This is a genomic window from Serratia sp. BNK-4 (assembly GCF_048685115.1).
Lineage (GTDB): Bacteria > Pseudomonadota > Gammaproteobacteria > Enterobacterales > Enterobacteriaceae > Serratia > Serratia bockelmannii.
The window spans coordinates 816993-838034 of the sequence record NZ_JBLQTM010000001.1; the positions used below are offsets into that span (position 1 = coordinate 816993).

Annotated in this window: 21 protein-coding genes and 1 tRNA gene; 12 read left to right on the forward strand and 10 right to left on the reverse strand. The window is 60.0% G+C overall.

The window, feature by feature from the left end; all coding sequences use genetic code 11:
- Window positions 1–230 precede the first annotated feature (230 nt).
- Window positions 231–1382, forward strand: coding sequence for a cyclopropane fatty acyl phospholipid synthase (gene cfa, locus ACMGGW_RS03880; RefSeq protein WP_049295151.1), 1152 nt, complete (start codon window positions 231–233; stop codon window positions 1380–1382).
- Between the two features lie 112 nt (window positions 1383–1494).
- On the opposite strand, the gene ACMGGW_RS03885 is transcribed toward cfa, so the two are convergent.
- The 3 genes from ACMGGW_RS03885 to tesA form a co-directional block, all read right to left on the reverse strand.
- The gene (locus ACMGGW_RS03885) at window positions 1495–2349 is read right to left on the reverse strand and encodes a co-chaperone YbbN (RefSeq protein ID WP_025301810.1); all 855 of its coding nucleotides are present in this window, start codon (window positions 2347–2349) and stop codon (window positions 1495–1497) included.
- A 77-nt stretch (window positions 2350–2426) separates the two neighbouring features.
- Entirely contained in the window at window positions 2427–3203 is a 777-nt protein-coding gene (locus ACMGGW_RS03890) for an SDR family oxidoreductase (protein WP_197832316.1), read from the reverse strand.
- A 26-nt stretch (window positions 3204–3229) separates the two neighbouring features.
- The gene (gene tesA / locus ACMGGW_RS03895) at window positions 3230–3868 is read right to left on the reverse strand and encodes a multifunctional acyl-CoA thioesterase I/protease I/lysophospholipase L1 (RefSeq protein ID WP_161800806.1); all 639 of its coding nucleotides are present in this window, start codon (window positions 3866–3868) and stop codon (window positions 3230–3232) included.
- Here tesA and ybbA point away from each other — a divergent pair.
- The 3 genes from ybbA (at window position 3839) to ACMGGW_RS03910 (ending at window position 8718) form a co-directional block, all read left to right on the forward strand.
- The gene (ybbA, locus tag ACMGGW_RS03900) at window positions 3839–4525 is read left to right on the forward strand and encodes a putative ABC transporter ATP-binding protein YbbA (RefSeq protein WP_025301812.1); all 687 of its coding nucleotides are present in this window, start codon (window positions 3839–3841) and stop codon (window positions 4523–4525) included. The genes tesA and ybbA overlap by 30 nt on opposite strands.
- Window positions 4522–6954, forward strand: a complete 2433-nt coding sequence (gene ybbP / locus ACMGGW_RS03905; protein ID WP_025301813.1) for a putative ABC transporter permease subunit YbbP — start codon at window positions 4522–4524, stop codon at window positions 6952–6954. Before ybbA ends, ybbP begins: the two co-directional genes overlap by 4 nt.
- Before the next feature lie 357 nt (window positions 6955–7311).
- Window positions 7312–8718, forward strand: a complete 1407-nt coding sequence (locus ACMGGW_RS03910) for a sugar porter family MFS transporter (RefSeq protein WP_193402536.1) — start codon at window positions 7312–7314, stop codon at window positions 8716–8718.
- A 63-nt stretch (window positions 8719–8781) separates the two neighbouring features.
- Here the strand turns inward: ACMGGW_RS03910 and purK are convergent, their stop codons facing one another.
- The 4 genes from purK to ppiB form a co-directional block, all read right to left on the reverse strand.
- Window positions 8782–9849, reverse strand: coding sequence for a 5-(carboxyamino)imidazole ribonucleotide synthase (purK, locus tag ACMGGW_RS03915; protein ID WP_004940189.1), 1068 nt, complete (start codon window positions 9847–9849; stop codon window positions 8782–8784).
- Entirely contained in the window at window positions 9846–10370 is a 525-nt protein-coding gene (gene purE / locus ACMGGW_RS03920; RefSeq protein WP_016928802.1) for a 5-(carboxyamino)imidazole ribonucleotide mutase, read from the reverse strand. Before purE ends, purK begins: the two co-directional genes overlap by 4 nt.
- Window positions 10371–10519: 149 nt before the next feature.
- Window positions 10520–11242, reverse strand: coding sequence for a UDP-2,3-diacylglucosamine diphosphatase (locus ACMGGW_RS03925; protein WP_060432577.1), 723 nt, complete (start codon window positions 11240–11242; stop codon window positions 10520–10522).
- 10 nt (window positions 11243–11252) lie between these two features.
- On the reverse strand, window positions 11253–11747 hold the full coding sequence (gene ppiB / locus ACMGGW_RS03930; protein ID WP_025301816.1) for a peptidylprolyl isomerase B: 495 nt from the start codon (window positions 11745–11747) through the stop codon (window positions 11253–11255).
- A 308-nt stretch (window positions 11748–12055) separates the two neighbouring features.
- Here ppiB and cysS point away from each other — a divergent pair, with 308 nt between their 5' ends.
- Window positions 12056–13441 (forward strand): cysteine--tRNA ligase, encoded by a 1386-nt coding sequence (cysS, locus tag ACMGGW_RS03935; RefSeq protein WP_033637393.1) that lies wholly within the window; start codon window positions 12056–12058, stop codon window positions 13439–13441.
- Between the two features lie 58 nt (window positions 13442–13499).
- Here cysS and ybcJ read toward each other — a convergent pair whose 3' ends face one another.
- Together ybcJ and folD are read right to left on the reverse strand one after the other, a co-directional pair.
- A complete protein-coding gene (gene ybcJ / locus ACMGGW_RS03940; protein ID WP_033637394.1) occupies window positions 13500–13712 on the reverse strand; it encodes a ribosome-associated protein YbcJ in 213 nt (70 codons plus the stop codon).
- A gap of 10 nt (window positions 13713–13722) precedes the next feature.
- The gene (gene folD, locus ACMGGW_RS03945; RefSeq protein ID WP_016928798.1) at window positions 13723–14589 is read right to left on the reverse strand and encodes a bifunctional methylenetetrahydrofolate dehydrogenase/methenyltetrahydrofolate cyclohydrolase FolD; all 867 of its coding nucleotides are present in this window, start codon (window positions 14587–14589) and stop codon (window positions 13723–13725) included.
- A gap of 205 nt (window positions 14590–14794) precedes the next feature.
- Here folD and ACMGGW_RS03950 point away from each other — a divergent pair, with 205 nt between their 5' ends.
- From ACMGGW_RS03950 to ACMGGW_RS03980, 7 genes are all read left to right on the forward strand, one after another.
- On the forward strand, window positions 14795–15004 hold the full coding sequence (locus ACMGGW_RS03950) for a hypothetical protein (protein WP_025301819.1): 210 nt from the start codon (window positions 14795–14797) through the stop codon (window positions 15002–15004).
- 388 nt (window positions 15005–15392) lie between these two features.
- A tRNA-Arg gene (locus ACMGGW_RS03955) sits at window positions 15393–15469 on the forward strand.
- Window positions 15470–15602: 133 nt separating this feature from the next.
- Window positions 15603–15929 (forward strand): gamma-glutamylcyclotransferase family protein, encoded by a 327-nt coding sequence (locus ACMGGW_RS03960; protein ID WP_025301820.1) that lies wholly within the window; start codon window positions 15603–15605, stop codon window positions 15927–15929.
- 109 nt (window positions 15930–16038) lie between these two features.
- Window positions 16039–16182, forward strand: a complete 144-nt coding sequence (locus ACMGGW_RS03965) for a hypothetical protein (protein ID WP_016928795.1) — start codon at window positions 16039–16041, stop codon at window positions 16180–16182.
- Between the two features lie 125 nt (window positions 16183–16307).
- Entirely contained in the window at window positions 16308–17840 is a 1533-nt protein-coding gene (locus ACMGGW_RS03970) for a glycosyltransferase family 39 protein (protein ID WP_025301821.1), read from the forward strand.
- Between the two features lie 327 nt (window positions 17841–18167).
- Complete coding sequence (locus ACMGGW_RS03975; RefSeq protein WP_004940045.1) at window positions 18168–18719, forward strand: flavodoxin family protein; 552 nt, start codon at window positions 18168–18170, stop codon at window positions 18717–18719.
- Between the two features lie 630 nt (window positions 18720–19349).
- Complete coding sequence (locus ACMGGW_RS03980) at window positions 19350–20798, forward strand: GGDEF domain-containing protein (protein WP_038628979.1); 1449 nt, start codon at window positions 19350–19352, stop codon at window positions 20796–20798.
- 6 nt (window positions 20799–20804) lie between these two features.
- On the opposite strand, the gene ACMGGW_RS03985 is transcribed toward ACMGGW_RS03980, so the two are convergent.
- On the reverse strand, window positions 20805–20966 hold the full coding sequence (locus tag ACMGGW_RS03985; RefSeq protein ID WP_015376921.1) for a YnfU family zinc-binding protein: 162 nt from the start codon (window positions 20964–20966) through the stop codon (window positions 20805–20807).
- Between the last annotated feature and the right edge of the window lie 76 nt (window positions 20967–21042).

The following is a 21042-nucleotide window of genomic DNA, read 5'->3' on the forward strand; positions in this document are numbered from 1 at the left end:
GCAACCCGCGAGCGGTGGATCCCGCGTCTGGAACAGAGTGTTGTCACGACAAGTGTGGCACAGCTGAAAAATAAGTATGCCTAAATGGCATGATTTCAATAATTTTTATTCATTTCATGCTGTTGCTCGCCTTGGCTAGAGTAAAAACACCCCCTGTATTTACCGTCAAAAAGTTGTCATTTTTATTTGCGACTATGCTTTTTGAAATGACATTTCGGCCAAGGATTGTTATGGATTCGCTCAGTGTTGATGAACTCGCCCAGAAGAAGGATCGTTGGTATCGCATTGTGGAGGAGATGTTGGCGGAAGCCGGCGTCGCCATCAACGGCCCGCGCGCCTGGGATATCCGGGTGCATAACCCGGCGCTGTTCAAACGCATTTTGCAGGAAGGCTCGCTCGGCTTCGGCGAAAGCTATATGGACGGCTGGTGGGAGTGCGAACGGCTGGACATGCTGTTCACCCGCATTCTGCAGGCCGGCGTCGATGAGCGGCTGCCGAAAAGCCTGAGCGACATCGCGCGCATCGCCTATGCCCGGCTGTTCAATCGCCAATCGCGCAAGCGTGCCTGGCAGGTGGGCAAAGAGCACTACGACATCGGCAACGACCTGTTCCGGGCGATGCTCGATCCTTATATGCAATACTCCTGCGGCTACTGGAAAGAGGCGCAGACGCTGGAGCAGGCGCAGCAGGCCAAGCTCAGGATGATCTGCGAAAAACTGCAGTTGAAACCGGGCATGACGCTGCTGGATATCGGTTGCGGCTGGGGCGGATTGGCGCAGTTTGCGGCGCAAAACTACGGCGTCTCGGTGCACGGCGTGACCATTTCGGCCGAGCAGCAGAAGCTGGCGCAGGAACGCTGCGCCGGGCTGGACGTCGAGATCTTGCTGCAGGATTACCGCGATCTGGATCGTCAGTTTGATCGCATCGTGTCGGTCGGCATGTTCGAGCACGTCGGGCCGAAAAACTACGAGACCTACTTCAGCGTCGCGGCGCGCAACCTGAAGCCCGACGGTCTGTTCCTGCTGCACACTATCGGTTCCAATCAAACCGATCTCAACGTCGACGCCTGGATAGACAAATACATCTTCCCCAACGGCTGCCTGCCTTCGGTGCGGCATATCGCCGAGGCCAGCGAAGGGCGTTTCGTGATGGAGGATTGGCACAACTTTGGCGCCGATTACGATCGCACGCTGATGGCCTGGCTGGAGAATTTCAAACGGGCGTGGCCGGATCTGATGGGCGGTTATTCCGAGCGCTTCGAACGCATGTTCACCTATTACCTGAACGCCTGCGCCGGCGCGTTCCGTTCGCGCAACATTCAGCTGTGGCAGGTGTTGTTCAGCCCGGCGGGCGTGGAGGGCGGGGTGCGGGTCTATCGCTAATCCCCGTCATATTTCAAGCTGGCTGCACGTTCGAGCCCTGGTCACTTAGTTATCTAAGTTCCCAGGGCTTCTCACATTTGCCGCCTGGATGCAGCTTCAAGTATGACGGATATCAGTACAGCAGGGAGTACAGCTGGCGGCGATATTTAGCGGCCAGCGCGTCGCCGGTGCCGAGCGCGGCCAGAATGTCCATCAGGGTTTTGCGCGCGCTGCCGTTGGCGGCGGCCAGATCTTTCTTCAGATGCCCCATCAGCAGTTCCAGCGCTTCTTCGTTACGCCCGACCTGATGCAGCTGCAGCGCCAGCTGCACCGCCAGTTCGACGTTGTCCGGCTGCTGCTGCACCTGTTGTTGCAGCTGCTGGATTTCCGGCGTGTCCGCCGCCTGCTTCAACAGTTCAATCTGCGCCACCAGGCCCTGATAGCGGGTATCGCGATCCTGCAGCGGGATGGTCGCCAGCACAGCTTCGGCATCTTCGCTGCGGCTGAGGGCGATCTGGGTTTCGGCCAACGTCAGACCGATGTCGCTGCGCTGCTGGCTGCTCTGCCAGGCGTCTTTCAGCAGCGGCAGCGCTTCGGCGGCGTTGCCGGCGGCCAGCAATTCTTGCGCCTGCGCCAGTTTCAGATCTTCTTCCTTCGGCAGGAAACGCTGCAGCAAGTCGCGGATCGCTTCTTCCGGCTGCGGGCCCTGGAAGCCATCGACCGGCTGACCGTCTTTAAACAGGTAGACCGTCGGAATCGAACGCAACCCGAATTGGGAGGCGATCATCTGTTCGGCGTCGCAGTCCACCTTGGCCAGAATGAACTGACCGGCGTATTCCGCCGCCAGCTTGTCCAGCACCGGCGTGAGCTGCAGGCAGTGTTGGCTGCGCTCGGACCAGAAGTAGAACAGCACCGGAATGGACATCGACTGTTCCAGCGTCTGGTGCAGGTTAGTTTCGTTAATATCAACAACAGCTTGAGCTAGCATCTTTTTTCTCTCTGATCGTGCGGAGCCATGGGGTGTAGATGGGGGCGCGCCGCCATTCTTCAACCCCGGCGGGCGAATTAAGCGTTGCTGCGCAGCAGCCAATCCAGACAGCGGCCCGGCAAAATGCGGCGCAGCACGCTCATGGCGTGCGCCAGCAGGGTCACCGGGTAGCGCAATTTGGCGCGCGGGCTTTCCAGCGCGTGGCGCAATTTGGGCAGAATGGCCTCCGGCGGCAGCGTCAGACGCTTGGCGATACCGGGATTGTGCACCGGCTTGTCGCTCTGCGCCTGGTTGACGTTCTGGCTAAAGTGGGTGGAGATCGGCCCCGGTTCGATCAGGCTGACCTGAATGCCGCTGCCGTGCAGCTCCATGCGCAGCGCGTCCGACCAGGCTTCCAGCGCGAACTTGCTGGCGGCGTAGGCGCCGCGCCCGGCGCTGGAAACCAGGCCCATCACCGAACTGGTCTGAATAATGCGCCCTTCGCCGTGCGGCAACATCGCGGGCAACAACAGTTGGGTCAGTTGGTGGGTGCCGAACAGGTTGGTGGCGAATTGCCGCTCCAGCTGGCTGCGCGAAATGCGGCTGAGCCGGCCGTAAACGCCGAAACCGCCGTTATTGAACAGGCCGTACAGGCGGCCGTCGGTCAGCGCGATCACCTCGGCGGCGGCGCGCTCGACGCTGGCGCTGTCGTCCAGATCCAGCTCGATGCCTTCCAGCCCGAGCTGGCGCATGTTTTCCACGTCCTGCGGTTTGCGGCAGGCAGCCAGCACCCGGTAGCCGCGGTTGCGCAGATCCTGCGCCGCAATCAAGCCTATCCCGCTGGAACAGCCGGTTATCAATACCGCTTTTTGCATAACTTTACCTAGTGTACGACCCTAATTTAGTGAGACTCATGCTTTACTAGAGGCTCCAGGCGCTCCGCCATCCAGGTGGCGATAAACGGCTGGGCATCCCCATTGGGGTGCAATCCGTCATCCTGCATCCATTCCGGCTTCACCACCACCTGTTCCATATAGAACGGCAGCAGCGGAATGTTGAACTGTTTGGCCAGCGCCGGGTAGACGGCGCTGAACGCTTCAGTATAGCGGCGGCCGTAGTTCGGCGGGATGCGGATCTGCATCAGCAGCGGCTGCGCGCCGGCTTGCTGCACCAACGTGATGATTTGGCCGAGATCGCGCTGTACGTCCTGCGCCGGGAAGCCGCGCAGGCCGTCGTTGGCGCCCAGCTCGATCAGCACCCAGCGCGGCTGATGCTGTTTCAGCAGCGCGGGCAGACGCGCCAGCCCCTGCGCGGCGGTGTCGCCGCTGATGCTGGCGTTGACCAGCTGCGGCGCGCCCGACTTTTTCTGCCACTGTTCGGCCAACAGCGTCGGCCACGCCCGCTCGATCGGCAGGCGGTAGCCGGCGCTTAAACTGTCGCCCAAAATCAACAAGGTATCGGCGGCGGCAGCGCGTAAACTGAATAATCCCAACAGCAAAAGGAAGGGAAGATGCCAGCGGAAAACGTTCTTGAAGTTCATCATCTTAGTAAACACGTTGGTCAGGGTGAGCATCAGCTCACCATCCTTACCGGAGTCGAGCTGCTTGTCAAACCCGCGCAGACGATCGCCCTGATCGGCGAATCCGGATCGGGGAAATCGACCTTGCTGGGCATTTTGGCCGGGCTGGATGACGGCAGCGAAGGCGAGGTGCGCTTGCTCGGCGAGTCGCTGACCGCGCTGGACGAAGAGGGGCGCGCCGCGCTGCGCGCCAGGAATGTCGGCTTCGTGTTTCAGTCGTTCATGCTGGTGCCGACGCTGAACGCGCTGGAGAACGTGCAGCTGCCGGCGCTGTTGCGCGGCGAGAGCGACAGACAGAGCCGCGAGCAGGCGGTGCAACTGCTCGATCAGTTGGGGCTGGGGAAACGGCTCGATCACCTGCCGGCGCAGCTGTCCGGCGGCGAGCAGCAGCGCGTGGCGCTGGCGCGCGCCTTCAGCGGCCGACCGCGGGTGCTGTTCGCCGATGAACCGACCGGCAACCTCGATCGTCAGACCGGCGATCGCATCGCCGACCTGCTGTTTTCCCTCAACCGCGATTTTGACACTACCCTGATCCTGGTGACCCATGACGAAACCCTGGCGGCGCGCTGCCAGCGGCGGCTGCGGCTGCGTGAAGGCAAGCTGTGGGAGGAAGCATGATCTGGCGCTGGTTCTGGCGCGAATGGCGCTCGCCGTCGCTGCTGATCGTTTGGTTGGCGTTGACGCTCTCCGTGGCCTGCGTGCTGGCGCTGGGCAGCATCAGCGATCGCATGGACAAAGGGCTCAGCCAGCAGAGCCGTGACTTTATCGCCGGCGATCGGGTGTTGCGCAGCGCGCATCCGGTGCCGGAAGGCTGGCTGCTGGACGCGCAGCAACAGGGGCTGAAGGTGAGTCGTCAGCTGTCGTTCACCACCATGACCTATGCCGGCGATCGGCCGCAGCTGGCGGACGTGAAAGCCACCGATCTGGCCTATCCGCTGTACGGCAAGCTGGAAACGCGCCCGGCCAACATCCAGCCCGAACCGGGCAGCGTGCTGGTGGCGCCGCGTTTGCTGGCGCTGCTGAACGTGAAAGTGGGGGATTCGCTCGAGGTGGGCGACACCACGCTGCGCATCGCCGGTGAAATCATTCAGGAGCCGGACGCCGGTTTCAATCCGTTCCAGACCGCGCCGCGCATCATGATCAACCTGGCGGACGTCGATAAGACCGGCGCGGTGCAGCCGGGTAGCCGGCTGACCTACCGCTACATGTTCGCCGGCGCCGAGCCGGATATTCAGCGTTACGAAGCGCGGTTGACGCCGCAGTTGACGCCGGATCAGCGCTGGTTCGGGCTACAGGAGTCCGGCAGCGCGCTCGGCAAGTCGCTGCAGCGCTCCCAACAGTTCCTGCTGCTGTCGGCTCTGCTGACGCTGCTGTTGTCGATCGCCGCCGTGGCGGTGGCGATGAGCCACTATTGCCGCAGCCGCTACGATCTGATTGCGGTGCTGAAAACTCTTGGTGCCGGGCGCGGCGCGCTGCGTAAATTGATCGTCGGCCAGTGGCTGGCGGTAATGGCGCTGGCGGCGGTGTGCGGCGGGGCGATCGGGCTGGCGTTCGAAGCGCTGCTGATTCGCCTGCTGAAACCGGTGTTGCCGGCTGCATTGCCCGCCGCCGGCGCCTGGCCGTGGCTGTGGGCGCTCGGCGCGCTGGTGCTGATTTCGCTGCTGGTCGGGTTGCGGCCGTATCGCCAACTGCTGGCTACCCAGCCGCTGCGGGTGCTGCGCCGCGATGTGGTGGCCAACGTCTGGCCGCTGCGCTACTTCCTGCCGGTGACGGTGGCGATCGTGGTGGCGCTTTTGGTGACGCTGATGGGGGCCAGCACGCTGCTGTGGGCGATCCTGGCGGGTATGGCGGTACTGGCGCTGCTGCTGGGCGGCATCGGCTGGGGCAGCCTGCTGCTGCTGCGCCGCATCACGCTCAAGAGCCTGGCGCTGCGGCTGGCGGTCAACCGCCTGCTGCATCAGCCGTGGGTGACCATCAGCCAGCTGGCGGCGTTCTCGCTGTCGTTCATGCTGCTGGCGCTGCTGTTGGTGCTGCGCGGCGATCTGCTCGAACGCTGGCAGCAACAGCTGCCGCCGGACAGCCCGAACTATTTCCTGCTCAACATGACCGAGGCGCAGGTGCCGCAGGTGAAAACCTTCCTGCAGCAGCACCAGATCAAACCGGAAACCTATTACCCGATCGTCCGGGTGCGCCTGACCGAGATAAACCAGCAGGTGGCGACCGAACGGGTGCATGAAGACGATCCGGGCGGCGAGGCGGTGAACCGTGAGCTGAACCTGACCTGGCTGGCCGAACTGCCGGATCACAATCCGTTGGTGGCGGGCAATTGGCCGCCGAAAAGCGGCGAAGTCTCGATGGATGAAGGTATCGCCGGGCGGCTGAAGATCACGCTGGGCGACACGCTGACCTTCAGCGGCGATACCCAGGCGTTCAGCGCCAAAGTCACCAGCCTGCGCCAGGTGGATTGGGAAAGCCTGAAGCCGAACTTTTACTTTATCTTCCCGCCGGGCGCGCTGGACGGCCAGCCGCAGACCTGGCTCACTAGCTTCCGCTACGACGGCGACGGCCAGATGCTGACCCAGCTCAACCGCCAGTTCCCAACGCTCAGCCTGCTGGACATCGGCGCGATCCTGAAACAGGTCGGCGGCGTGCTGCAACAGGTCAGCCGCGCGCTGGAGGTGATGGTGGTGCTGGTGGTGCTGTGCGGCGGCCTACTGCTGCTGGCACAGGTGCAGGTCGGCATGCGTCAGCGCCGCCAGGAGCTGGTGGTGTACCGCACGCTGGGGGCCGGCAAACGGCTGCTGCGCCGCACGCTGTGGTGCGAGTTCGCCCTGCTGGGGCTGGTGGCGGGCATCGCGGCGGCGGTAGGCGCCGAGGCGGCGCTGTGGCTGCTGCAGAGCCGGGTGTTTGACTTCCCGTGGACGCCGACGCCGGTGCTGTGGTGGGCGCTGCCGCTGGCCAGCGCGCTGCTGCTGTCGCTGTGCGGCGGCTGGCTGGGCGTGCGCCTGCTGCGCGGCCGGGCGCTGTTCCGCAGTTATGAGGGCTGATCTTGCTGTCGCAGGTCCGTTGCCGCCAAGCGTGGCCGGGCCTGCCGTTTTTCTTGGGCGCGTTACTGGTGCTATTCCTCTTCATGCCTACCTTGAGTGAAATCGATTACATTTATGTTGTGTCAATACGACTGCTTTTGATAATCGGTGCAACGGATATCAGGTCGGTTTCGCCTATTTTATGCATTAATTTATAGGGTTATGCATAAATTAAGCGACTTTATCCACCTTAAAAAACAGCATATCCATTTTTAATGGAATGTAACCGTTTTCACTAATGTGATCGCACTCACTTATCTTCGACGCATTGCCTCCTATCATGTCGCACACTGATGACCGTTTTCTCTTGGAGGCTGTATGAGCGATACCGTCAAAGTGACACCGGCGGAGAAAAGCCCGACTCATGTCGGCATGACTTTTTTCGTCTGTTTTTTAGCCGCCTTGGCCGGCCTGCTGTTCGGTCTTGATATCGGCGTGATCGCCGGCGCCCTGCCGTTTATTACCGAGACTTTTCAGATCACCAGCTCTCAGCAGGAGTGGGTGGTCAGCTCAATGATGTTTGGCGCCGCCGTCGGCGCCATCGGCAGCGGCTGGATGAACTTCCGGCTGGGGCGCAAATACAGTTTGATGATCGGCGCTATCCTCTTCGTGGCGGGATCGCTGTGTTCTGCGTTCGCCCCCAACGTGGAGGTGTTGATCGTTTCACGTATTCTGCTGGGATTGGCGGTGGGGATCGCTTCTTATACCGCGCCGATTTATCTTTCTGAAATCGCGCCGGAGAAAATCCGCGGCAGCATGATCTCGATGTATCAATTGATGATCACCATCGGCATTCTGGCCGCTTACCTGTCTGATACGGCATTCAGCTATACCGGTGCTTGGCGCTGGATGTTGGGCGTCATCACCATCCCGGCCGGGCTGTTGTTGGTCGGCGTGTTCTTTTTACCTGACAGCCCGCGGTGGTTGGCCTCGCGCAATCGTCATGAGCAGGCGCGTCAGGTGTTGGAGAAGCTGCGCGACAGCAGTGCCCAGGCGCAGTATGAACTGAATGAAATTCGTGAAAGCCTCAAACTGAAGCAAAGCGGTTGGGCGTTATTCAAAGGCAATAAAAATTTCCGCCGCGCGGTTTTCCTTGGCATTCTTCTTCAGGTGATGCAGCAGTTCACCGGGATGAACGTCACCATGTACTACGCGCCGAAGATTTTCGGTCTGGCGGGCTTCGCCAGTACGGAACAGCAGATGTGGGGCACGGTGATCGTCGGTCTGGTCAACGTGCTGGCCACCTTTATCGCTATTGGGCTGGTAGACCGCTGGGGCCGCAAGCCCACTTTGATCCTTGGGTTTATCGTGATGGCCGTCGGCATGGGGGCGCTGGGAGCCATGATGAACATCGGCATGAACTCGGCGGCGGAGCAATATTTCGCCATCGTCATGCTGCTGATGTTTATCGTCGGCTTTGCCATGAGCGCCGGCCCGCTGATTTGGGTGCTGTGCTCAGAGATCCAGCCATTGAAAGGCCGCGATTTCGGCATCACCTGTTCCACCGCCACTAACTGGATCGCCAATATGATCGTGGGGGCGACATTCCTGACCATGCTGAATTCGTTGGGTAGCGCTCACACCTTTTGGGTCTATGCGGGGCTTAACGTGCTGTTTGTTTTCATCACGCTGGCGCTGATCCCGGAAACGAAAAATATTTCTCTGGAACATATTGAACGCAATCTGATGGCCGGCAAACCGTTGCGTAACATCGGCTCGCGTTGATCTTTGCGGCAAAAAAAAGGTTCAGCCTGGGCTGAACCTTCTTCTTTTCGGCGGTATAAACCGTTAAGCCAGCTTCTGCTGTGCCCAGGCCAGCCCGCTTTGGTATTCACCCGGCAGCAGCGGCGCCAGCGCCTGCAGCGCCTGGCGCAGATCGGCGGCGCTCGGGTCGTTCAGATTGAGGTGGCCGACCTTGCGGCCCGGGCGCACCTCTTTCTCATACCAGTGCAGATGCACCAGCGGCAGCGACAGCCACTGTTCGTTGACGGCGGTGCCGATCAGGTTGACCATCACCGACGGCGTGCTCACCACCGGCTGCGGCAGCGGCAGGCCGAGAATCGCGCGCAGGTGCAATTCGAACTGGCTGATGGACGCGCCGTTTTGCGTCCAGTGGCCGCTGTTGTGCACGCGCGGCGCCAGTTCGTTGATCAGCAGCCGATCGCCGACGATAAAGCACTCCATCGCCATCACGCCGACGTAATTCAGCTCGTTCAGGATCGCCGCCAGCATCTGCTCGGCCTGTTGCTGCAGTGCCGGGTTGGGCTGCGGCAGCGCCACGCTGGTGCGCAGGATGCCGTCTTCATGCAGGTTGTGGGTCAGCGGGTAGAATACCGAACGGCCGTCGTGGCCGCGCGCGCCCACCAGCGACACTTCGCCGGAGAAATTGATGCCTTGCTCGACGATGCACTCGCCATAGGCGTCGGCCGGCAGTTCGGCTTCCTGGCCCGGGCGCAAGCGCCATTGGCCGCGGCCGTCATAGCCGCCGACCCGGCGTTTGACGATCGCCAGCTCGCCCAGCGCAGCGAACACCTGCGGCCATTCGGCGGCGCTCGCCAGCAGCTGCCACGGCGCGGTCGCCAGGCCGAGCTGGTCGAGCAGCTGTTTTTGCGTCAGGCGATCCGCCAGACGCGGGAAGATGTCACGGTTGACGAAGGCGCTGTGGGTCGCCAGCTCGCGCGTCAGCGCGGTTTCTGGCCAGCGTTCGATCTCGGCGGTAATGACGCTGTTCTGATACGGCACCGCTTCAGGTTCGGCATCGATGCCGACAGGGTAGACGGCGATGCCCAGCGGTTCGCCGGCCTGGCGCAGCATGCGCCCCAGTTGGCCGTTGCCCAGTACGCAAACCGGCTTCATGCGTCCTCCCGCGGATCGGGGTGGTTCAAGACGTCTTCGGTCTGCGCCTGACGCCAGTCCGCCAAACGCTGCGCCAGCGCGGCGTCGTGCAGCGCCAGGATCTGCATCGCCAGCAGCCCGGCGTTGGCGGCGCCGGCTTTGCCGATCGCCAGCGTGCCCACCGGAATGCCGCGCGGCATCTGTACGATGGAGTACAGGCTGTCTACGCCGCTCAGCGCGGCGCTTTGCACCGGCACACCCAGCACCGGCACCAGGGTTTTCGCCGCCAGCATGCCCGGCAGGTGCGCCGCACCGCCGGCGCCGGCGATGATCACGTCAAAGCCGTTGGCGGCAGCCTGCTCGGCGAAGCTGAACAGCTTGTCCGGCGTGCGGTGAGCGGAAACGACTTCGACATGGAAGGGGACATCGAGCTGGGTCAGGACTTCGGCGGCGAACTGCATGGTGGCCCAGTCACTTTTCGATCCCATTACAATTGCGATTTTCGCCCCGGTATTGGCGGCTGAAGCGGCGTTGGCTCCCATGGGTGTAAGGCTCCTGTGATTTTTCTGGCGTCGGCTGAGGGCCGAATGAGGGCGTAGAGCATACCATGAGCGCACGGCGAGGAAAACGGTTGCGTCGCCGGTTTTCACCGTCGAAAGCGCGAATTTTTACTCGCGCGCCAGTGCGGAATTCAGAATGGGAATGAGATCAGCTCGACGGCGTCGGCGCTGACTTTGATCATCGATCCTTCGACGTGCCAGGCACCCAGCACCGCGCGATGGGCTTCGCCATTGCTCAATGCCAGCCGGTGCACCGCCGGGCGATGGGTATGGCCGTGGATCATCCAGTGCACGTCGTGGCGCAGCATGGTTTGCTCGACCGCCTGCGGGTTGACGTCCATGATGGCGTCCGACTTGTACTGGTTGGATTGCTGGCTGCGGGCGCGCATCTTGGCGGCGATCTTCAGTCGCCAGCGCAGCGGCATCGCGAGGAACAGTTTTTGAATCAGCGGGTTGTGCACTTTACGGCGGAATTGCTGATAGGCTTGATCGTCAGTGCACAGGGTGTCGCCGTGCAGGATCAGGATCCTGCGGCCGTACAGCTCCAGCACTTTTTCTTCCGGCAGCAGCTGCATGCCGCTGGCGCGGGCGAAGCGTTTGCCGAGCAGAAAATCGCGGTTGCCGTGGATGAAATAGCAGGGCACGCCGGCCTGTTGCAGCGCTTTCAGCGCCGCGGCGATCTCCGCATGCAGCGGCTCGGGATCGTCGTCGCCGATCCAGGCTTCAAACAGGTCGCCGAGGATGTACAGCGCGTCGGCGTGCACCGCTTCGCGCCGTAAAAAACGCAGAAAACCGGCAGTGATTGCCGGTTCCTGTGCGCACAAGTGCAGATCTGCGATGAACAGCGTACTCATGCAGCCGCGATTACTCGCTGACGGTCACGCTGTTGATCACGACGTCTTCTACCGGTACGTCCTGGTGCATGCCGCTGCGGCCGGTTTTCACGCCTTTGATCTTGTTGACCACGTCCATGCCTTCAACCACTTCTGCAAACACGCAGTAGCCCCAACCTTGCGCGTTTTCGCCGCGGAAGTTCAGGAAGTCGTTGTCAGCCACGTTGATGAAGAACTGTGCGGTGGCGGAGTGCGGATCGTTGGTACGTGCCATTGCCAGGGTGCCGATGGTGTTTTTCAGACCGTTGTTGGCTTCGTTCTTGATGGTCGCGTTGGTCGCTTTCTGGTTCATGCCCGGCTCGAAACCGCCGCCCTGGATCATGAAGCCGTTGATCACACGGTGGAAGATGGTGTTGTCGTAGAAACCGGCGCGGCAGTAGTTCAGGAAGTTTTCAACGGTAACCGGCGCTTTGTCAGCAAAGGTCTTGATAACGATATCGCCGTGATTGGTGTGGAAAGTAACCATAGTTTTAATCCTAACAAGGTGAAGTGAGACGTCACGTAAAGCGAGTGAACATTCAGACCGCCCTTATAACATATCCGCCCTAGCGAGTCAGCAGCGGCTCAACCGCGCACTGTCTGTGGTAATTGTGTTTATGTTATATTATAACAATTGCGCTGACCGCCGAATTTTGCGCGTTTTCTTCGCGTGAAGCCAGCAAAGCATGGCCTTAACCTTGCAATAGATCAGGCTTCAGGTTTCAATACGCTACCGGGCGGAAACCTGAAGCCCGGTTATCTTTTTTGTTATCACGCACACCACGGAATCTCCCGATGCTAAAGATTTTTAATACCCTGAGTCGTCAAAAAGAGGAATTCAAACCCATTCATGCCGGGAAAGTGGGCATGTACGTGTGCGGGGTAACCATTTATGACCTGTGTCACATCGGCCACGGTCGTACCTTTGTCGCTTTCGACGTGGTGGCGCGTTACCTGCGCTATCTCGGCTATTCGCTGAACTACGTGCGCAACGTCACCGACGTAGACGACAAAATCATTCGCCGCGCGGCGGAAAATCATGAGACCTGCGACCAGTTGACCGAGCGTATGCTGGCGGAAATGCACGCCGACTTCGACGCGCTGCTGATCGATCGTCCGGATCAAGAGCCGCGCGCGACCCAGCATATCGCCGAGATCATCGAGATCACGCAGCGCCTGATCGATCGCGATCACGCCTATGTGGCCAGCAACGGCGACGTGATGTTCTCCATCGACAGCGATCCGCAATACGGGCTGTTGTCGCGCCAGGATCTGGATCAGCTGCAGGCCGGCGCGCGCGTGGAAATCGACGACGTGAAGCGCAACCCGATGGACTTCGTGCTGTGGAAAATGTCCAAGCCGGGCGAGCCGAGCTGGCAGTCGCCGTGGGGGCCGGGCCGTCCGGGCTGGCATATCGAATGCTCCGCCATGAACTGCAAACAGCTGGGCACCCACTTCGACATCCACGGCGGCGGTTCCGATCTGATGTTCCCGCACCACGAGAACGAGATCGCGCAGTCGAGCTGCGCCCACGACGGCCCGTACGTCAATTACTGGATGCACTCCGGCATGGTGATGATCGACAAAGAGAAGATGTCCAAATCGCTGGATAACTTCTTCACCATCCGCGACGTGCTCGGCCATTACGATGCGGAAACGGTGCGTTACTTCCTGATGTCCGGCCACTATCGCAGCCAGCTGAACTACAGCGAAGAGAACCTCAAGCAGGCGCGCACCGCGCTGGAGCGCCTCTATACCGCGCTGCGCGGCACCGATGCCGACGCCGCACCGGCCGGCGGCGAAGCGTTCGAAGCCCGCTTCCGCGAAGCGATGGACGACGACTTCAATACCCCGGAAGCCTACTCGGCGCTGTTCGATCTGGCGCGCGAGGTTAACCGCCTCAAGGGTGAAGACATGGCGGCGGCCAACGGCATGGCGGCGGAACTGCGCAAGCTGGCGAAAGTGCTCGGCCTGCTGCAGCAGGAGCCGGAGCAGTTCCTGCAAGGGGGCGCTCAGGTTGATGACGGCGAAGTGGCGGAGATTGAAGCGCTGATCAAACAGCGTAACGAAGCGCGCGCCGCCAAAGACTGGGCGCTGGCGGATGCCGCTCGCGATCGGTTGAACGAGATGAACATCGTGCTGGAAGACGGCCCGCAGGGCACCACCTGGCGCCGTAAGTAATCCGGCAGAAGGAAACAAAAAAGGCGCTGAATTCAGCGCCTTTTTCTATGGCTGCGGGTTAGGGTTTAACCATGACCTTGCCGCCGTTGAACTCCACCACCTGATCGGCGACGATCTTGCAGCGCTTGCGGGTTTCGACCTTGCCGTCGACTTTCACCTGCCCTTCAGCGATCACTTCTTTGGCGGCGCCGCCGCTTTCACACCAGCCCTGGAACTTCAGCAGATCGCACAGTTCGACGTGGGGATGATTGTCCAGATTGAAAATTTCCATACTGCCTTACTTATTTAGGTTGAACGTCGTGATATTCCTCGCAGGCCTGCAAGGTATTTTGGATCAGTGTAGCAACGGTCATCGGGCCAACGCCACCCGGCACCGGGGTGATGTAGGCGGCGCGCTCGCTGGCGGCGTCGAAATCGACGTCGCCCACCACTTTACCGCTTTCCAAGCGGTTGATGCCGACGTCCACCACGATGGCGCCCGGTTTGATCCAGTCGCCCGGAATGAAGCCCGGCTTGCCGACCGCCACCACCAGCAGATCGGCGTTCTCGACGTGATGACGCAGATTCTTGGTGAAGCGGTGGGTGACGGTGGTGGTGCAGCCGGCCAGCAGCAGCTCCATGCTCATCGGGCGGCCGACGATGTTGGACGCGCCGACCACCACGGCATTCAGGCCGTAGGTATCGATGTTATAACGCTCCAGTAGGGTAACGATGCCGCGCGGCGTGCACGGGCGCAGCTTAGGCGCGCGCTGGCACAGGCGGCCGACGTTGTACGGGTGGAAGCCGTCGACGTCTTTGTCCGGGTGGATGCGTTCCAGCACCTTGACGTTATCGATGCCGGCCGGCAGCGGCAGCTGCACCAGAATGCCGTCGATTTCTGCGTCGGCGTTCAGCTGGTCGATCAACGCCAGCAGCTCGGCTTCACTGGTGGCAGCGGGCAGGTCGTAGGAGCGGGAAAGGAAGCCGACTTCATCGCAGGCGCGGCGCTTGCTGGCGACGTAAATTTGCGAAGCCGGATTCTCGCCGACCAACACAACCGCCAGCCCTGGGGCGCGCTTGCCGGCCGCCAGACGTTGTTTCACTTGCTCAGCCACTTCGTTTCTAACCTGCTGCGCAATCGTTTTACCATCAATAATCTTTGCTGACATCAGTGTGGAAATCCATCAATTAAGAAAAGCGGGGATGCCGCTATTCTGGCAGAAGCTGAGCGCGCTGTCAGGCGCAGAATCACCCTCGCCGCCGTTGCCGACGGCGATTTACGCTTTTTTTATATCGGCCTCAGGATCCTCTACGCCATTTTTACCTGCATTTGCATACGCTGGGGCCATACACAGGGCGAAAGAGGGCAGGATCATGAGAGCGATAACCCGGCTTTATCCGTTGCATCATCAACCTGATCAGCAACCGGCGGAGCCTAAACACGTAGGGGAGACGGTGTTCGATTCTTCACGGCATCCGGCGGGCAGTGCGCAACTCACCGCGCTGCATCAGCTCGGCCAGCACCAGGCAGCGCCGTCGTGGCGGGCGCGCCTGAGCGCGCTGTGGCGGAAGCTGTGCGCATGAACGGCAGCGCATGGGGAGGTTGCGCGCTATTGCTGGCTTGGGCGCCGTGGAGCCAGGCATCCTTAAACAGCGCACGCCCTGACTCCGCATTGGGGGAAAGGGGGAAGCGACCTGCAATATGCAGGTGGTTGAGCATGCCGATTGGGGGGATATTGCCGCAGTGGTACAGTCTACGCGCCTTTGTCTGCGGCGGGGCGGTGGGCGGCAAGAGGCTGAGCGCACACCAGGCGATACCGCGGTCGGCCTGGCGCACCGTAACATAGCGCGGGCGCTGGCGGAAAAAACGCCATAAAGCGCCGTCGCCGCCGTAACGTCATGAAAAGGCATTGACTCGCTAACCTCTGACCGTATAATCGCAACCCGCAACCACAGGTTGCCGCATCTCAATGCGCCCTTAGCTCAGTTGGATAGAGCAACGGCCTTCTAAGCCGTAGGTCATAGGTTCGAATCCTATAGGGCGTGCCATTACTTCCTTGATTTTCTTCCCCCCGACTTGTTCCCTCAAAAATTCGACTGCGTAATCCATACTCTCGTTGGCTCGCCATTGAGCGCCATGCTATGTTCGTTCGCTAACTTTTAGTCAGTGGCAGAGAGCAACATGCAAAGCTTATTCGTTTACGGCACCCTGGGGCCGGGCAGACCCAACGCGCACATTATGGAAGCCATCGGCGGCAGCTGGGAAGAAGGCAGTGTCGGCGGATCGCTGCTTAACGAAGGCTGGGGCGCCGAGATGGGCTACCCAGGCATCGTGTTGGATAACAGCGGCAATCGCGTGAACGGTTTTCTGTTCCGTTCAGCTAATCTCGTCAACCACTGGCCGACTATCGATGCGTTCGAAGGTGAGGGGTATGAACGGGTGGCGGTCAGCGTCTCCACCGCCGGCGGCGAAACCGTCGATTCGTTTATCTACATGTTGAAGAAATGAGATGAAGCCGCCTCGCCGAGTGAGTGCGAGGCGCTTGACCCGCCGGCAATTGAACTTTCGTTTATTTTGCCGCGCTACAATAGGCGAAAATTTCCCCATGGAGCCTATCGTGCGCAAATCCAGATTCCTGCTCGTGACCTTGCTGTGCCTGTGCGCCGCCGCCGTGCTGTACGTCATGGCTTACCGGGCGTTGGGGCATTACCTCAGCGACGGGGAGAAAGCCTACCCGGATATCAGCGTTGAAATCCGCTGAGGGCCGTGCGGCGCCGCGGTGATTGCACCGACTTTTTCGCACTGATTTACCCGCCATTTACCCGCCGTCGGCAATGATGACGCTGCGTCTCCACACGGTGTGGTTCTCTTGGGCGGAATGCCGTTATGTCACTGCAGCAGGTATCGAATGTTTCTTTGAGCAACAACGGCTTAAAGGGCATCGGTTACAAACATTACGCGTTGGCGATCGTGGCGTTTTCGGCGATCGTGCGATTTATTTCCTTATCAGATCGGTATTTTTGGTGCGATGAAGCCTCCAGCGTACTGACCAGCCGCTATGACGTGGGCGCTTTGCTGTACCACGCTTCTTTCGATGTTCACCCGCCGCTTTATTACCTGTTGCTGCATGGCTGGATGGCGCTGTTTGGCGACGGCATCATGGCGGCCCGCTCGCTGAGCCTGGTGTTCGGCGTAATGACGGTGGCGCTGGCGATGCGTTTTACCCGTTGGTTGACCAATGAGCGGGCGGCGCTGATAGCGGGGTGGCTGATGGCAATCATGCCGATGGCGGTGCGTTACAGCCAGGAGGCGCGCATGTACGCGCTGATGGGGATGCTGGCGATCGCCGCCGCCATGGCGTTGGCGAAGTGGCTGAAAACGCCGGATAACCGCCGCTATCTGGCGCTGTATGCGCTGTTGATGACGCTGAGCTTTTATACCCATTACTTCACCATTTTCACGCTGATCGCCCACTGGCTGGTGGTGCTGGCGCTGTCGTGCCGCCGCGAAGGCGTACGTTACATCAAGCACCCGGCGTGGTGGCTGGCCAATGTGGCGATCGGGGTGGCTTACATTCCCTGGCTGCTGGTGCTGTTCAATCTGCTGGCACATATCGCCGAGCTGCGGGTTGGCGGCGACGTCGGTTGGATCCCTCAGGTTTCCTGGGGCGATCTGCCGGCAATGTATTGGCGTTTTCTCACCGGCCACGACGGCAGCAACTATCCCACGATCATTCTCTGGCTGCTGCCGGCGATGTTTGTCGCGTTGTGCGCGCTGCTGCTGAAACGGCGCGCGATGCCAAGGACATTCTCGCTGCTGCTGCTCGGTGGCATTCTGATCCCGGTGACGCTGGTATTCGCCATTTCCTGGCGCACGCCGCTGTTTGTCGATCGCTATCTCTATTCTGCTGCGCTCGGCATTCCGCTGGTGTTGGGCGTGCTGATCGCCGGAACGAAAAGCCGGGTGCGCGGGATCTCTTTGCTGTTGTTTTTCAGCCTGCTGTTCGGCTGCGGCGTGCGTAACGACTACCCGGTCGAGAAAGATGAGTTCAAGGTGATGGTGCACTATATCAACAGCCACTATCAGCCTAACGATGCGGTGGTGGTCAGCAACATGTTCAACTACCTGAGCTACGTGTATTACAACAAGCAGGGCTATCGCGCCCTGCTGTATACCCCGGCCAGGCCCAACGGCATTTCGGGCAAGCCCAATGCCTATGGTTTCGGCACCTTTTTCCACGATCGGGCGGCGCAGACTTACGTCGATAATCTCAGCGCGTTAGCGAAAGGCCATCGCCGGATCTGGCTGGTCAGCAGCGGCGATTTCAATCAGGACTTCGGCCGTTCGCCGCCGGGATGGGTCAATACCGGCACCTTCAAAAGCGGCGGTTTCGAATCGCGCCTGTTCGTGGTGCGTTGAGCAAAATGTCATATTTCCCATTCGGCGTTACATCTGGCCGAGCAAACTTACGCGGGGATGACAGTTCTATACATTGGGATTGGTACTGTAGCTCTACCCGATGATGTTGTGTGTTATCCATTCCCTGTAGTGTATTACCCCATCCCTGTTAAGTTTATCCCGCCTTGTGCGGGATTTTTTTTATCTGCGCATACCCGGCGGTGCGTAACGCGATTTTTTTGAATAACACCGTCAGTTTTATTCGGTATTCAGCCGCTGCGCGCTTGATTAGATTGAACGCGAGAGGGGGCGCCGTCGGTGCCTTTGTGCAATGAGTGGAGAATTTCTATGGCGAAGACAGTAGTGGTGTTTCATTCCGGCTACGGCCATACCGAGCGTTTGGCGAAAGTCGTGGCGGAAGGTGCGGGGGCGGAACTGATCGCCATCGATCAGAACGGTGACATCAGCGACGAAGCCTGGCAGACGTTGGATGAGGCGGACGCCATCATCTTTGGCTCGCCGACCTATATGGGCGGCCCGTCCTGGCAGTTCAAGAAATTCGCCGACGCGAGCTCCAAAGCCTGGTTCGGCCGCAAGTGGCAGGACAAAGTGTTCGGCGGCTTTACCAACAGCGCCAGCCTGAACGGCGACAAGCAGGTCACGTTGATCGCGCTGCAGACGCTGGCTTCGCAACATGGCGGCCTGTGGGTCAGTCTGGGGCTGCTGCCGGCCAACACCAAATCGGCGCAGCGTACCGACGTCAATAACCTGGGCGGTTCGGTGGGGCTGCTGGTGCAGACCCCGGCGGATGCCGGCGTGGATGAGATGCTGTCGGGCGATCTGGCGACCGCCAAGCTCTATGGCCAGCGCGTAGCGGGCTTTGCCGCCAAACTGGCGTAAGGCCTTACCGTGTAGATGGGGTGGCGGTGCGGTTGAACGGATGCCGCGTTCATTTTCTCTGCACAATTGGCGTGTAGGCTGCGAAATGTTATTAGCCTGCTTGGGCTAACACTGCATTTCGTACAAATATTCCCGGTTCCTAGGCCGGGTTTTTTGTTGCTAAGGTCTGCTTAAGCTTTCACCGCTATACTGCGTGGCAACACGGGCATGCAAGGCATGGCCGTGTTGTAACTGTCGATTTGCTGTTGTTCAAGCAAGCCCGCTTCATGCGGGCTTTTTTTGGGTTGTTATTGCACGGGCGGCCCAGTTGCAGGAAAATAATCGCGCAGTTATTCAAACATCATTCAACGACCAATAACCACAAGCTTATTAATGTAATTGACGCCGTCGGCGACCTATTACGCTATGCGCTATGCTGACAGCAGAGTAGCCATTATTTGCTGACGCTACGCGGGTGTGCCCGCCGCAGCCGAACGGGGCTAAGAAAAGTCTGTTAATTAAATGTTAACGTTTTTTATTATTGATTTGTCTGGCTTTTTTGGTTGAAATCCGGGTTGACTATCCCTCACTGGCCGGGCGAGAGAGTATGCACATTATTATTCTGGTTATTAGCAAAATATGGGCAAGGCGATGAACGCCAGAATAAACGCCAGGCATGGCCTGCCGCTAACGGTTCAGCTGATCAATCTTTTCATGCTGGCTTTTTTGCTTTCCCTGGTGGGTATTCTTAGCCGGCCGATTGGCTCGCTTTCCTTATTTTGGCCGGTGAATGCGATTCTGCTCGGTCTGCTGCTGCGCAAACCCATTTACGGCACGCCGCTCGGCTGGCTTACCACCTATCTGGGCATGGTCGCCGCCGATCTCAGCACCGGCGAAGGTTGGTCTCTGGCGCTGTGGCTGAACGCCTGCAACATGTCGCTGATCGCCGTCGGTTACGGCATCATGCTGATGCTGCCACAATCTCAACGGCGCATGGGCAAGCCCCAGGCGATACTCTATATGTTCAGCGCCAGTTTGGCCGGCGCGGCGGTGGCGTCGACGCTGTCGGTGCTGCGTAATGATAGCCTCTATAACAACACGGTGGTGATCGCCTGGCTGGCTTGGTTCAGTGAGCAATTCTCGACGACCTTGCTGCTGTTGCCGGTGCTGATGGCGGCGCCGCGGCTGAAGCAACTGCTGCGCATGCAGGTACGTTGGCGCCTGAAAGGCTGCCTGCCGTTGCTGGCGTTGCTGCTGTCGCTGGCGTTCAGCGTCTATATCGGCGGGCCGGGCGCCATCGCCTTCCCGATCCCGGCGCTGCTGTGGTGCGCGGTACGCTACCCGCTGTTCCCCGTGACGTTGCTGACGCTGTTGACCGGCATGACCGAGATCAGCAGCATTTCTGCCAACCTGGTGCTTTATGAAACGCCGAACAACCACAACGCCTTCCTCGATACCCTGATGTCCGCCCGATTGGGCATCGCCATGCTGGTGATGGGGCCGCTGATCCTCGCCAGCTCCATCGCCGCCAACCGAAAGCTGATGCGACGTCTGGAGCACAGTGCCAACCACGATTTTCTGACCGGGGTGCTGGCGCGCAGCGCGATGACCCGCAAAGCGGGCGAGTTGCTGGAGCATAAACACCGTTCCAAAGAGGCGGTGTCGCTGCTGCTGATCGACATTGATCATTTCAAGCAGATCAACGATACGCACGGCCACAGCGCCGGCGATCAGGTTTTGGCGTCGTTCGCGCACATCGTGCGGCGCGAGCTGCGTCACGATCAGCTGTTCGGCCGCTTGGGCGGGGAAGAGTTTGCTATCATGCTGCCGCGCGCGCTGGCGGCGCAGGGCGTGGCGCTGGGGGAACATTTGCGCCGGCTGGTGGAGCAGACGGAGCTGCAGGCGGAAGGCAAGCAGACGTTGAAAATCACCATCAGCGTCGGCGTTGCCAGCCTGGCGATGAATGAGGTGAAATCGTTGGAACAGCTGATGAATATGGCGGATATCGCGCTGTATCGCGCCAAATCGCAGGGGCGTAATCGGGTGGAGTCGTTCAACGTGATCAACGGCAACAGCGTCGAGCATATCCTGTTCCGTTAACCGTTTTCAGCCTTGCCTGGGCTCGAAGCGGGTTTCGCAATTAGGGCAAATCAGTATCACATCTTGCAGCATTGCTGCGCATTTTTGCCGGGTAACATAGCCGCATTTAGGGCAGACGATTTGGGTGGAGCGGTTGATAAAACCTTTGACGCTGCTGGAATCGGACATATCAATGGCCTGTGTCAGGTGAAAACTCACGCTAACACAGGCAACGACAAATTTCGTTGGTTATTTTCCGTACGCA

Bases quoted from the DNA above. Each gene is read 5' to 3' on its own strand.
- cfa (WP_049295151.1), top strand. From the start codon at position 231: ATGGATTCGCTCAGTGTTGATGAACTCGCCCAGAAGAAGGATCGTTGG.
- ACMGGW_RS03885 (WP_025301810.1), bottom strand. From the start codon at position 2,349: ATGCTAGCTCAAGCTGTTGTTGATATTAACGAAACTAACCTGCACCAG.
- ACMGGW_RS03890 (WP_197832316.1), bottom strand. From the start codon at position 3,203: ATGCAAAAAGCGGTATTGATAACCGGCTGTTCCAGCGGGATAGGCTTG.
- ybbA (WP_025301812.1), top strand. From the start codon at position 3,839: ATGCCAGCGGAAAACGTTCTTGAAGTTCATCATCTTAGTAAACACGTT.
- tesA (WP_161800806.1), bottom strand. From the start codon at position 3,868: ATGAACTTCAAGAACGTTTTCCGCTGGCATCTTCCCTTCCTTTTGCTG.
- ybbP (WP_025301813.1), top strand. From the start codon at position 4,522: ATGATCTGGCGCTGGTTCTGGCGCGAATGGCGCTCGCCGTCGCTGCTG.
- ACMGGW_RS03910 (WP_193402536.1), top strand. From the start codon at position 7,312: ATGAGCGATACCGTCAAAGTGACACCGGCGGAGAAAAGCCCGACTCAT.
- purK (WP_004940189.1), bottom strand. From the start codon at position 9,849: ATGAAGCCGGTTTGCGTACTGGGCAACGGCCAACTGGGGCGCATGCTG.
- purE (WP_016928802.1), bottom strand. From the start codon at position 10,370: ATGGGAGCCAACGCCGCTTCAGCCGCCAATACCGGGGCGAAAATCGCA.
- ACMGGW_RS03925 (WP_060432577.1), bottom strand. From the start codon at position 11,242: ATGAGTACGCTGTTCATCGCAGATCTGCACTTGTGCGCACAGGAACCG.
- ppiB (WP_025301816.1), bottom strand. From the start codon at position 11,747: ATGGTTACTTTCCACACCAATCACGGCGATATCGTTATCAAGACCTTT.
- cysS (WP_033637393.1), top strand. From the start codon at position 12,056: ATGCTAAAGATTTTTAATACCCTGAGTCGTCAAAAAGAGGAATTCAAA.
- ybcJ (WP_033637394.1), bottom strand. From the start codon at position 13,712: ATGGAAATTTTCAATCTGGACAATCATCCCCACGTCGAACTGTGCGAT.
- folD (WP_016928798.1), bottom strand. From the start codon at position 14,589: ATGTCAGCAAAGATTATTGATGGTAAAACGATTGCGCAGCAGGTTAGA.
- ACMGGW_RS03950 (WP_025301819.1), top strand. From the start codon at position 14,795: ATGAGAGCGATAACCCGGCTTTATCCGTTGCATCATCAACCTGATCAG.
- ACMGGW_RS03960 (WP_025301820.1), top strand. From the start codon at position 15,603: ATGCAAAGCTTATTCGTTTACGGCACCCTGGGGCCGGGCAGACCCAAC.
- ACMGGW_RS03970 (WP_025301821.1), top strand. From the start codon at position 16,308: ATGTCACTGCAGCAGGTATCGAATGTTTCTTTGAGCAACAACGGCTTA.
- ACMGGW_RS03975 (WP_004940045.1), top strand. From the start codon at position 18,168: ATGGCGAAGACAGTAGTGGTGTTTCATTCCGGCTACGGCCATACCGAG.
- ACMGGW_RS03980 (WP_038628979.1), top strand. From the start codon at position 19,350: ATGAACGCCAGAATAAACGCCAGGCATGGCCTGCCGCTAACGGTTCAG.
- ACMGGW_RS03985 (WP_015376921.1), bottom strand. From the start codon at position 20,966: ATGTCCGATTCCAGCAGCGTCAAAGGTTTTATCAACCGCTCCACCCAA.